This window comes from Luteimonas sp. MC1828 (assembly GCF_016461615.1).
Classification (GTDB): Bacteria; Pseudomonadota; Gammaproteobacteria; order Xanthomonadales; family Xanthomonadaceae; genus Luteimonas.
This window is the reverse complement of the sequence record NZ_JAEMNY010000001.1, coordinates 1672971-1684837: the sequence shown is the minus strand read 5'-3', so window position 1 is coordinate 1684837 and position 11867 is coordinate 1672971. Positions and strand designations below refer to the sequence as shown.

The following is an 11867-nucleotide window of genomic DNA, read 5'->3' as shown; positions in this document are numbered from 1 at the left end:
CATGCACAAGATGATCCTGGTGGCACCCGCCCTGCTGGCGGCGATGCTCGTCACGGGCTGCGGCGGCGAGCGCCCGGCCGATACCACGGCAGTGGCCGAACCCGCAGCTCCGGCGCCGGCGACGGATGTCGCCCCTGCGGTCGCGGCCCCGGCCGTCGCCTACGCAATGGCGGTCGGCGCACCCGTGGCCGGCAATTGCGCGCTGGACATGGTGAACGGCACGCACGGGCCTTCGGTGACCGCGCCGGTGGGCAGCAAGGCGCTGGTCGGCGGATGGGCCGCCAGCGCGGACAACCAGGTGCCGGCGAACGCGTTGTTCGTGCTGGCAAACGGCGCCGACAGCCATGCCGTACCGCTGGTGGCCGGCGCACATCGCCCCGATGTCGCCGCCGCCCTCGGCAGCGAGGCGCTCGCGCAGGCCGGCTACAACCTGGACATCGACCTTGCTGCCGTTCCCGCGGGCAGCTATGACCTGGTGATCGTGCTGGACCAGGCGACCTCGGCGTACTGCGACCTCGGCACCCGGCTGGTGCTCGAGTGATCGAAGGCCGCAACGATGGTGCCTGAGACGGCTGCGCGCGCGGCGGGCGCGCAGCGGTTGCGGAGGCTGCTCGCGCCGTTTTCGGCGATCGGGCGCCATGCCGACCTGACCCGCGAGCTGGTGCTGCGCGACATCCTCGGGCGGTACCGCGGCGCCACGTTCGGCCTGTTCTGGTCGCTGCTCGGGCCGCTGATGATGCTGGTGATCTACACGGTCGCGTTCGGCCAGATCCTCGGCAGCCGGTGGAACCAGGCAACGAACGCCGACGCACCGTTTGGCGTGGTGCTGTTCCTCGGCATCATGGTGCACGGCTTCTTCGCCGAATGCCTTGGACGCGCGCCACGGCTGATGGTCGACAACAGCAACTACGTCAAGCGCGTGGTGTTCCCGCTGCATATCCTGCCGTGGACGGTGATGCTCGCGGCCGGCTTCACCCTGCTGGCCAACCTGGTGGTGTTCGCACTGCTGGCAAAGCTGCTGGCGGGCACGTTTTCCCCGTACATCGTGCTGGTTCCGGTGGTGATGCTGCCGCTCGCGTTGCTGGCGGTGGCGGTGGGCTGGCTGGCGTCATCGCTGGGCGTGTATCTCCGTGACCTGAGCCAGGCGATCCCGGCGATCGTGACGGCGCTGTTGTTCCTGTCATCGGCAATCGTGCCCGTGGAGGCGCTTTCCGAGCAGTACCAGCTGGTCTTCAAGCTCAACCCGCTGACGTTCTTCATCGACCAGGTGCGTGAGGTCGCGCTGTGGGGCAGGCCGCCGGACTGGATCGGGTGGGCGTGGCGCGGCGTTGCCAGCGTCGTGATCCTGTACGCCTCCTATGCCTGGTTCCGGGCCACCAGCCGTGGATTCGCCGATGTCCTCTGAACCGGTCATCCGCCTGCGTGGCGTCGGCAAAGCCTTCCCCATGTTCAACAAGCCGTACCAGCAGCTGCTGCATGTGCTGGCACCCAGGCTGCGGCCCGTCGAGGAGTTCCATGCGCTGAGGGACGTCAGCCTGGACATCCGCCGCGGCGAGAGCATCGGCGTGATCGGGCGCAACGGCTCCGGGAAATCCACGCTGCTGCAGATCATTGCCGGCATCCTGCAACCCACGACCGGCGAGCTGATGGTCTCGGCGCGCATCGCGGCCTTGCTCGAGCTGGGTGCGGGCTTCAACCCCGAATTCACCGGGCGCGAGAACGTGCGCATGAACGCGTCGCTTCTCGGCCTGAGCCAGCGCCAGATCGACGAACGCATGGGCGGCATCCTCGCGTTCGCCGAGATCGGCAGCCACGTCGACCAGCAGGTCAAGACGTATTCCAGCGGCATGTTCATGCGCCTGGCGTTCGCGGTCGCCGTGCATACCGACCCGGACGTCCTGATCGTGGACGAGGCGCTGTCGGTCGGCGACATCTACTTCCAGCGCAAGTGCTTCAAGCGCATCGAGCAGATGCGCCAGGACGGCTGCACGCTGCTGTTCGTCACGCACGCGATCGATTCGGTGCTGCAGCTGTGTGACCGCGGCATCGTCCTCGATGGCGGGCGCGTGGTGTTCGACGGCGACGCGCAACCGGCGGTGAAGCAGTACCTCAAGGTGGTGTTCGGCGAGCTGCAGCAGGAACCGGAACCCGTCGACGCGCCACCCGGGCCCGCCGGTGCGGACGCCGAAGCCGATGCCGAAGCCGAAGCCGCGCAGGACCGCAACGAGATCGCGGAATTCATGGCCGGCGGCGCGCGCGAGCTGATGGCCACGCGGCCCGGCTACAACCGCGACGAGACGCGGCTCGGCGACGGACGTGCGCGCACCGTTGATTGCATGGTGGTCGGCGATCACGGCAACGGGCCACTGGTGCCCGCGCGCTCGCCGTTCCGGCTGCTCGTCCGCTATCACGCGCCGCTGGCGCTCGACCGGCTGATCTTCGGCCTGCGCGTCTGCACCGTCACCGGCGCGGTGGTGTACAGCTCGAACACCCTGGTGTCGAAGGGCGAGCTGTACCGGTGCGATGCCGGCACCACGACCGTGGCGGAGTTCGACCTGCGTTGCTCGTTGTTGCGGGGCCAGTATTTCGTGACGGTGGGCGTTTCGCAGCTCGACGAGGACGGCCATGAGATCCATGCGATCGACCGCAGGGCCGACGTGTTGATCCTGACCGTCACCGGCGAGCTGAACCACGCAGAAGGCGTGGCCGACATGGAAGCTGGATTCACGCTGGAGGCGCAGGCCGGCGCGATCCAGTCGATGGGATGACGAGATGATGACCGGGCCCATGGATCAGCTGCTGGTGTCGTCGGTGAACGGGGGCGGAGTGTTCCTGCTCGGGCCGGACGGGGTCGAGCGCTGGTCGAAGGTGGATACGACCGGCGTCGCGCTGGTGCCGACCGGCGCCGTGCTGGCCCGCCAGGCCGAAGGCCTGGCGGAGCTGCGCTGGCTGCGTGGCCGGGAAGTCGTGCGCGTGAACCTCGCGGCCGAGTCGCTGGATCTCCACGACGTCAAATGGCACGCAGGTCACCTGTATGTCGTCGCGACGCAGCACAACGTGATCCGCGAGCTGGGCCCCGACTTCGCGCTGCTGCGCCAATGGTCGTTCCCCGGTGACGAGGATTCGCAGCACATCAATTCCGTGTGCATGCACGAGGGCCGACTGCTCGCATCGCGGTTCGGCCGCTTTGCCACGCACAGGGGCTACAAGGGCGCGACGCTTGGCGCCGGTGAAGTGTTCGATGTCGAGTCGGGCGAAGTCGTGATCGACGGACTGTCGCAACCGCACTCGCTGGTGTCGCACGAAGGTCGCCTCTGGCTCTGTGATTCGGAAGCCCGCACGTTGCGGTGTTACCGCGATTTTCGCGAGGACGCCGCGTTCCTGCTCGATGGCTATGTCCGCGGGCTCGCGTTCGGCCCCGGCGGGCGGCTGCATGCCGGCCTCAGCCGCAGCCGCAACGCGGAGCCCGGTGGCATCGCGTCGGCCTGCGTGGTCGTCTTCGACGTGGACAGCATGCGCGAGCTCACGCGCGTGTCGCTGCCGGTCGACGAGGTCTACGACATCGTGGTGGTGCCACCGGCGGCCCTCGAGGACCTGCGCACGGCTGCCTTCGCCGATGCGGTTGCCGAGTACGACACGCTCGTCGACGCCCGCAACCGCGCTGCGGCGGAGGTCACCGACGCGCTCAGGGATCTGTCCACGATCCACCACGCTGCCAACCTGCGGATCGCGGAACTCGATGCCCAGGCCGCGACGACGTCCCGCGAGCTGGAGGAAGTCCGTAGGCTCCTGGTCGCGGCGGAGGCGCAGGACCGCGAAGACGCCGCCTGGGCGGGCATGCTCGAAGCCGAAGTGGAGCGCCTGTGGTCGGCGCTGGTATCGGGGACGGACGCTGCGAGTACCGGCGGCAGGGCTGCGCTCGCTCAGCGCGTTTCGCGTGCCGACCTGCCGGTGGCCGGCCTCGCGTTCCCCGTGCACGACACTCCGCTGGTGTCCATCCTGGTCACGTCCTACGGCCACTTCGAACAGACCCGCCGCTGCCTTGAGTCGATCCGCGACGCCGGCGCGGACGCACCGTTCGAAGTGATCCTCGTCGAAGACGCGTCGGGCGAGGTGGAGATGGACCGGTTCGCCCACGTCCCGGGCCTGGTCTACACGCGCAACGCCACCAACCTGGGCTTCCTGCGCTCGGTCAACGCCGCCTTGCCGCTGGTGCGCGGCAGCTTCCTGCATCTCCTCAACAACGACACCCTGGTCACCCCGGGATGGCTGGACGCACTGCTCCGGACATTCACGATCTATCACGACTGCGGGATCGCGGGCTCGATGCTGGTGTACCCCGACGGCCGCCTGCAGGAAGCGGGGACAATCGTGTGGTCCGATGCGTCGGGCTGCAATTTCGGGCGCGGCGGCGATCCATCCGGGCCACAGTTCGCCGCGGTGCGCGAGGTCGACTATGTGTCGGGCGCATCGGTGATGCTGCACACCCGGGTGTTCCGGGACATCGGTGGCTTCGACGAGCGCTACACGCCGGCCTATTACGAAGACACCGATCTCGCATTCCGCCTGCGCGAGCGCGGGCTGGTGAGCTACTTCCAGCCCGGGTCGGTCGTGGTGCACCAGGAAGGCCTGTCGCACGGAACCGATGAGGACGCTGGCGGCAAGGCGTGGCAGGCGCGCAACCGCGAGGTCTTCCGCGAGCGTTGGGCACACGAGCTGGCGCGCGCGCAGCTGCCTCCGGGCGAACATGTGTTCCTCGCGCGCAGCCGTGCACAACTGAAAAAGATGGTGTTGGTGGTGGATGACCTTCCACCGCACACCGATCGCGACGCGGGCTCGCGGGCGATGTGGCAGTTGATGCGGTTGCTCTGGATGCGTGGCCTGGACGTCAAGTTCTGGAGCCATCGCACGGAGCATGAGCAGGGCTACCTGGACTTGCTGGCGATGCATGCCATCGAAATGGTCGGCAACGGCGACGGCGGTCGCGCGTTCGATGCGTGGATGCAGGACAACGGCCGCTACCTCGACTATGTCGTGCTCAGCCGTCCGCACGTGGCCATGGAGGCGCTGGATGCCGTGCGCCGGCATTCCGCGGCAAAGGTCCTTTACTACGGCCACGATGTGCATCACCTGCGGCTGCAGGGTGCGCATGCGGTCCTCGGAACGGATGACGACGCCATCCAGGCGGACTCGTTGCAGGCGACGGAGCAGCACATCTGGAGTGCCGCCGACCTGGTTCTCTACCCGTCGCGGGACGAGACGGCACGCGTCAGCGAGTGGCAAGGGGCCAACCACGCGCCAGGGCGCGCCCGCACCGTGCCGCTGTTCGCCTATGAGCCGCCGCCGGCGTTGCCCGGAACCGCGGAGCAGGCCGTCGCGGGGCGCGACAGCGTGCTGTTCGTGGGTGGCTTCGCCCACGCACCCAACGCCGACGGCATCCTCTGGTTTGCCGACGAGGTCTGGCCGCTGGTGCACAGGCGGCTGCCTGCGCTGCGGCTGGTGGTGGTCGGCGCCGATCCCGGCGAGCCGATCCGCGCGCTTGCAGGCGACGGCGTCGATATCGCCGGAGCCGTGACCGAGGACGAACTCCTGGCCGCCTACGGCCGCGCACGGGTCGCGGTCGCCCCGTTGCGGTTCGGTGCGGGCGTCAAGGGCAAGGTGCTGGAAGCCATGCACGCCGGCGTGCCCTGCGTCACCACGCCGATCGGTGCGCAGGGCTTGAGCGACGCCGATGGCCTGGTGGTGGCCGCGCAGCCGGCCGAGATGGCCGCCGCGATCGTCCGCCTGGCCACCGACGCCGACGCATGGATGCAGGCGTCGGGCGCCGGGCAGGCGTTCATCCGCGCGAACTTCTCACCGCAGGCGGTATGGGATGCGATCGCGGAGGTTGTCGACGCCACGCCCCACGCCGACGTGGCATCGCGACTCGCCCTGATTCAGGCGCCCTGATCCGGGAGGCGCGCCGCGTCGCCCCGCAGGATCGCCATCCCGCGGTTCGCCCGATGCAGGGGACGGCGGGGGACGGAGGCGATGTCGTAGCCCAGGAACGCGAGCACGAACTGCAGGCCCAGGATGATCGGCAGGGCTGAGAGCATGACCGTGCCGGCAGGAGTCGAGACGCCCGACTGCATGGACTGCAGCCACGCGTGCGCGCCAAACACCGCGCCCCCGGTGACCAGCACGATGCCGGCCACCAGCTCCAGCGAGGCCAGCGAGAGGTCGCGCAGGAAATAGTTGTAGAAGATCCGCTTGCCGAAGTTGCGCACGTGCTTGGCCAGGAATTCGCCAAGGATCCGCGAGATGCGCAGGTTGCTGACCTCGTCGCCGTAATGCGCGTCCATCGGCACGTCGACGGCCACGGCGCGCAGGGTGTTGAGCCGGAACAGCAGGTCGGTCTCGAAGAAATACCGCTTGCTGATCCTGTCGAAAGGCAGTCGCCTGGCGACGTCGGCATGGATCGCGGTGTAGCCGTTGGTCGGATCGAAGAGGTCCCAATAGCCGGTCGACAGCTTGGCCATGAATGACAGCACTGCGTTGCCGAAGATCCGCAGCGGCGGCATGCGCGTGATGTTGGTCAGGTCGAAGAAGCGGTTGCCCTTGGTGTAGTCGGCCTCGCCGGCCGCGATGGGCGCCACGAAGTGCGCGATCAGGCGGGGATCCATCTGCCCGTCGCCGTCGATCTTGACGATGACGTCCGCGCCTGCGGCGATGGCTTCGCGGTACCCGTTGAGCACGGCCCCGCCGACACCCTGGTTGACCGCGTTGTAGTGGACGCGGACGCGGGGGTCGGTGCACTCCGCCTCCACGATCGCGCCGGACCGCTCTGGACAGGCATCGTCTACCACGATGATGATCTCGACGATCGGCGGAATGGTGGCGAGCACGTCGAGGATGTGGGCCTTGACGCGGTAGCAGGGCAGTACCACCGCGATGCGGGGCGAGGAGGCCGTCACGACGCCGCTCCGTGATAGCGCATCTGGATGTTGGACAGCGCGTCGAACGTCAACACCGGCACGCACAGCACGCAGGCGAGCAACAGCAGCCTGAGCACCGGACCCGCGCGCAGCGCGCTGAACACCAGCAGGAACGCGAGCGTGGGCAGGAAATAGCGGCCCTGCAGTCCCTGGATCACCGGCGCGTCCACTTGCGTCCAGGTCAGGAACAGCGGCACCGCCAGCAAGGCCAGCGAGCCGAGCGCGGCGCCAGCCGCGAGCATCCGGGTTGCTGCCGGGATGCGTGTGCCATCCGGATTCGTCCACAAGCTGGCGAGCAGCATCGCGCCGGCGGCGGTGTAGGTCCAGCTCGACAGCGGGATGTCCAGCCACCCGAGCCGCCCGATCATCGATTCGTACAGCGCGGACAGGCCGTCGCCGAAGAATGTGTTGTAGGCCATGTGTGCCACCACCATCGGCTGCTCCATCAGCAATGCGCGGTTCGCCTCCGGGTCCACGCCTGGCCCGTAATGCACGTTGCCTGCCGACCAGATCGTCCATGCCGTGTGCAGGACCCAGGGGATGAGCATCGCGGTCAGCGCAAGTTCGGCGAAGCGGACGCGGGCGAGGCGGCAGGCCGGATAGCAGAACAGCACGGCGACCAGGATCCACGCCGCGCCCGGCTTGGCGAAGGCCAGCAGCAAGGCCAGCGCCGGGAGGATGAAGCGCGCCCGCTCCAGCGCAAAGGTCCCGCCCGCGACGCCCGACACCACGCCGACCAGGCAGAAGCTCAGCGAAAGCATGAGCGAATCCGCGCTGATCGACGCGACCTGGCTGAGCGTCATCGGCAACAACGCGACCGCAAACAGCGCCCACTTCCCGAACGCGGCGTGGCGGATGCCGTACGCCACAAGACAGGCGCCGATGAGCAGGTTGAGGAAGCGGGACAGGTCCAGGAACGTGTCGAAGCTCGTGCCGATCCCGCACGAGGCGGCCAGCACCAGCACCGGAGCCGCATACAAATGCGGGGCGTACTGGTCGGCGGACGTGGGCAGCACCCTTGCCGCGCGGTTGCATGCCAGCGGCTGGTCGAGCTGCCTTTGCAGCTCGGTGCCGTCGAGCATGCCGGGTCGTTCGACCTGACCCCAGAGCGTCCCGTACATCGCCTCCACATCGACAATCGGCACCGGTCCGGAGTCTCCCAGCCATTCGCCACCATGGATCTTGGCGATCTTGCTGAGATGGGCCGCCTCGTCTGGCACGCCGTTGGGTGGCAGTGCCTGCAGGATCAGCCCGCCGAGCACCAGCATGAGCACCAGGCACAGCCAGTGCGCGCGGCGCGAGCACCAGGCGAAGCCTGCCGTCGCCATCCGCGCCACGCCCGGTGCGCCGTCGACGATGCGCAGCGCGGCGAGGAACGCGGCCAGTGCGGTCAGCGCGGCGAGCGCCATGGCCGCACGCCACAGGAGGGATGTGCGGGACGCGGCCTGGCCCCGCGCCTGGAGGACCACGAAGGGGTCCGGCCCCAACTGGGAAGCCTGCAGCACCAGGCACGGGCCTTCGTGCCGGACTTCCAGGTCGTTGGTCGCGGTGACGTCGTAGCGGAACTTCGCACCATCGCGGCCACGCAGTTCGCAGAGCCGCAGCGGCGCGCTGCCCGGGGCGGGGTCGATCCTCAGGTGCCTGGCGTCTCCCGAAGACAGCCGCAGCCGGATCCGCCCGTCCTGCGACGGGATTCCGACGACGTCCGATGCGCCTTCGCTGAAGTGGCCATCCGCGGAATGGAAGATCTGGAGCTTCGTCGGCGCCGAGGCATGTGCCTCGAACTTCACGGTCGAACGGGTATGCAGCCAGGTGGCGGCGAGCGCCACGGCCGCGGCAATCGCCAGCAGGCATGTCGCCGCAAGGCGCCAGCGGCGCGCGGCAAGCCGCGCCAGCAGCGATGAGGCAAGGGACGCGCTCTGCCCGGCCCGGAAAGTGCGTTCGGGGTTTGGAGAACTCGCAGGCACAGGAACCCCCTCGGTGTGCGACAACGCCGTCCCGGCGTCCAGCGCGGGTCTTGTCTCCGACCGGTCGGTGGAGCAGGACGCGGCCAGGACTGGCGGCCGCGAAGTATAGCGGGGCGGACGGACCTGTTGGCGTCGGCTATGATTCGGCGGACACGTCAGGATTGCGCCATGCCCAGCACGCACACGCCCTCCGCCGATATGGCGGAATACATCACCGCGGCGAATGTGCTGCTGATCCTCGCTACGATCCTCATGCTTTCGTTCGGGCAGGTGCTGTTCAAGACCGCGTCCGCGCACCTCGACATGTCGCAGCCGGCCACCTGGGTATCGGTACCGCTGGTTGCCGCGCTCGCCCTGTATGGAGTGGCGACGCTGTCCTGGCTGGTGGTGCTCTCCCGCGTGCCGCTGTCGTTCGCCTTCCCGTTCTACGGCCTGGCCTTCCTGCTGGTGCCGGTGATTGCCGCGATGTTCCTGCGCGAACCGTTGCGCTGGCAGACACTCGCGGGCGGTGCGGTCATCCTCTGCGGCATCGCGATCACCGCCTGGGGAGCCCGGTCATGAGTCTTTGCCCTGCCTGCGATGCGCCGCTGCGGTCCGGCCTGCCGGCGTGGCACCTCACCTGCACTGCGTGCAGCTACGAGGGGAGCTCGCTGCAGCCTCACATCCTCGAACAGGCCACGGGTGGCGACCTCGACGAGGCGTCCCGCCACGACGGGCTCGCCGCGTTGCGCCAGGCGAATTTCGCACGCCTGCTGGAGCGGCTGGCGTCCACGGTGTCGCGCAAGGACGGGGCAGTGCCGCGACTGCTCGATGTCGGCTGCGCCCACGGCTGGTTCATGGAGGCGGCATCAGGGCGATTCGACGTGGTGGGCATCGAGCCGGACAGCGCGGTGGCGGAAGCAACGCGGGCGCGCGGCCTTTCCGTGCGCGGAGGCTTCTTCCCGGACGTCCTGGAAGGCGACGAGACCTTCGACGTCATCGTGTTCAACGACGTGCTGGAGCACATCCCCGACGTCAACGCCACCTTGCGCGCCTGCCACGACCACCTGGTCCCCGGTGGCTGGGTGGTGGTGAACGCACCGTCGCGCAAGGGATTCCTCTACCGGCTCTCGAAGCTGCTCGCCCGCGTCGGCATGGCGGGATCGTTCGAGCGCATGTGGCAACTCGGCTTCCCTTCGCCGCACGTGCATTACTTCGACACCGACAGCATCGAGCGGCTTGGGCGGCGCAGCCGCTTCGAACTCGCCTCGCGCATGTCACTGCCTTCGGTGGCTGTCCGCGGCCTGTATTCGCGCATCCGTTATTCGCGCGACGTTCCGGTGGCGAAAGCGGCCGCGCTGGCGACGGCGGTCACAGTGGCGCGTCCGCTGCTCGCGGTATTGCCGCCCGATATCGAGGTCTGGTTGCTGCGCAAGGCGTGACTGTCCTAAAGGACGCTTGTCGTCCCATGGGTGCCCGCTAGACTTGCGGGATACGACCCTGGAGCAGCCAGACATGTCCCATCACGCCACGCCGGACGCCGGCACCGCATCGCCGCCCGCTGGATCGCCGTCGGGGAAGGTGTTTCCCTCCGCCGAAGCGGCCCTGCACGGACTCGTTGCCGACAACCAGACGCTCGCCGTGGGTGGGTTCGGCCTGTGCGGCATTCCCGAGGCACTGATCGCCGCGCTGCGTGATTCGGGCGCCAAGGGCCTGACCGCGATCTCCAACAATGCCGGCGTCGACGGCTTCGGCCTCGGCCAGCTGTTGGCCACGCGCCAGATCCGCAAGATGATTTCGTCCTACGTGGGCGAAAACAAGGAGTTCGAGCGCCAGTACCTGGGCGGCGAACTCGAGCTCGAGTTCAACCCGCAGGGCACGTTGGCCGAGCGCCTGCGCGCCGGTGGCGCAGGCATCCCGGCGTTCTTCACCGCTACCGGCTACGGCACCATCGTCGCCGATGGCAAGGAGACCCGCGAGTTCGGCGGCAAGCACTACGTGATGGAAACCGCGCTGGTCGCCGACGTGTCGCTGGTCAAGGCCTGGAAGGCCGACCGCGCCGGCAACCTGGTGTTCCGCAAGACCGCGCGCAACTTCAACCCCGCCTGCGCGATGGCCGGAAATGTGTGCGTGGCGGAAGTGGAGGAGCTGGTGGAGGTGGGCGAAATCGATCCCGACCAGGTGCACCTGCCCGGTATCTATGTGGACCGCATCGTGGTCAATGCCACGCCCGAGAAGCGCATCGAACAGCGCACCGTGCGCGAAGGAGGCAAGTGATGGCCTGGACCCGCGACCAGATGGCGCAGCGCGCCGCGCGCGAGCTTGCCGACGGCATGTACGTCAACCTCGGCATCGGCCTGCCCACCATGGTGGCCAACCACATCCCGGACGGCGTGGACGTGTGGCTGCAGTCCGAGAACGGCCTGCTCGGCATCGGCCCGTTCCCGACCGAGGACGAGCTCGACGCCGACCTCATCAACGCCGGCAAGCAGACCGTCACCGCGCGCGCCGGCGCCAGCTACTTCGGCAGCCATGACTCCTTCGCGATGATCCGCGGCGGGCACATCGACCTGGCGATCCTCGGCGCGATGGAAGTCACCGACAAGGGCGACCTGGCCAACTGGATGGTGCCCGGCAAGATGGTCAAGGGCATGGGCGGCGCGATGGACCTGGTGGCCGGCGTGAAGCGCGTGGTGGTGCTCATGGAGCACTGCACGAAGAATGGCGAGCCGAAGATCCTGCCCGAGTGCACGCTGCCGCTGACCGGGGTGGGCGTCGTGAGCCGCATCATCACCGAGCTGGCGGTGTTCGACGTCACGGCGGACGGGCTGCGGCTCGTCGAGGCCGCGGACGGCGTGGACGAGGACACGCTGCGCGCGAAAACCGGCGTGCCGTTCCGCAAGGCGTAAAAGAAAGAGGCCGCAATCGCGGCCTCTTTCGTTGCTGC

The 11867-nt window shown here is 68.5% G+C and carries 10 protein-coding genes; 8 read left to right on the top strand and 2 right to left on the bottom strand.

The annotated features are described in order from the left end of the window. Position 1 precedes the first annotated feature (1 nt). From JHB91_RS07720 to JHB91_RS07705, 4 genes are read left to right on the top strand one after another with little or no spacing between them, the layout of a single operon-like run. Positions 2 to 541, top strand: a complete 540-nt coding sequence (locus JHB91_RS07720) for a hypothetical protein (protein WP_199472309.1) — start codon at positions 2 to 4, stop codon at positions 539 to 541. A 15-nt stretch (positions 542 to 556) separates the two neighbouring features. Further along, positions 557 to 1405: an ABC transporter permease gene (locus JHB91_RS07715; RefSeq protein WP_199472308.1), complete on the top strand. Its 849-nt coding sequence runs from the start codon at positions 557 to 559 to the stop codon at positions 1403 to 1405. Then, the gene (locus tag JHB91_RS07710; RefSeq protein WP_199472307.1) at positions 1395 to 2768 is read left to right on the top strand and encodes an ABC transporter ATP-binding protein; all 1374 of its coding nucleotides are present in this window, start codon (positions 1395 to 1397) and stop codon (positions 2766 to 2768) included. Before JHB91_RS07715 ends, JHB91_RS07710 begins: the two co-directional genes overlap by 11 nt. A gap of 19 nt (positions 2769 to 2787) precedes the next feature. Next, the gene (locus JHB91_RS07705; RefSeq protein WP_199472306.1) at positions 2788 to 5949 is read left to right on the top strand and encodes a glycosyltransferase; all 3162 of its coding nucleotides are present in this window, start codon (positions 2788 to 2790) and stop codon (positions 5947 to 5949) included. On the opposite strand, the gene JHB91_RS07700 is transcribed toward JHB91_RS07705, so the two are convergent. Both JHB91_RS07700 and JHB91_RS14115 read right to left on the bottom strand, forming a co-directional pair. Then, a complete protein-coding gene (locus JHB91_RS07700; protein ID WP_199472305.1) occupies positions 5937 to 6953 on the bottom strand; it encodes a glycosyltransferase family 2 protein in 1017 nt (338 codons plus the stop codon). The two genes, JHB91_RS07705 and JHB91_RS07700, sit on opposite strands and share 13 nt — an antisense overlap. Further along, entirely contained in the window at positions 6950 to 8941 is a 1992-nt protein-coding gene (locus tag JHB91_RS14115; RefSeq protein WP_199472304.1) for a DUF2142 domain-containing protein, read from the bottom strand. The genes JHB91_RS07700 and JHB91_RS14115 overlap by 4 nt, the downstream gene beginning before the upstream one ends. Before the next feature lie 168 nt (positions 8942 to 9109). Between JHB91_RS14115 and JHB91_RS07690 the strand changes: the two genes are divergently transcribed. The 4 genes from JHB91_RS07690 to JHB91_RS07675 all read left to right on the top strand — a co-directional run bounded on the left by JHB91_RS07690 (position 9110) and on the right by JHB91_RS07675 (position 11829). Next, positions 9110 to 9502, top strand: coding sequence for an EamA family transporter (locus JHB91_RS07690; protein WP_199472303.1), 393 nt, complete (start codon positions 9110 to 9112; stop codon positions 9500 to 9502). Further along, on the top strand, positions 9499 to 10362 hold the full coding sequence (locus JHB91_RS07685) for a class I SAM-dependent methyltransferase (RefSeq protein WP_199472302.1): 864 nt from the start codon (positions 9499 to 9501) through the stop codon (positions 10360 to 10362). The genes JHB91_RS07690 and JHB91_RS07685 overlap by 4 nt, the downstream gene beginning before the upstream one ends. A 73-nt stretch (positions 10363 to 10435) precedes the next feature. Next, positions 10436 to 11197: a CoA transferase subunit A gene (locus JHB91_RS07680; RefSeq protein ID WP_199472301.1), complete on the top strand. Its 762-nt coding sequence runs from the start codon at positions 10436 to 10438 to the stop codon at positions 11195 to 11197. Then, on the top strand, positions 11197 to 11829 hold the full coding sequence (locus JHB91_RS07675) for a CoA transferase subunit B (protein WP_199472300.1): 633 nt from the start codon (positions 11197 to 11199) through the stop codon (positions 11827 to 11829). Before JHB91_RS07680 ends, JHB91_RS07675 begins: the two co-directional genes overlap by 1 nt. The last annotated feature ends 38 nt before the right edge of the window (positions 11830 to 11867 follow it).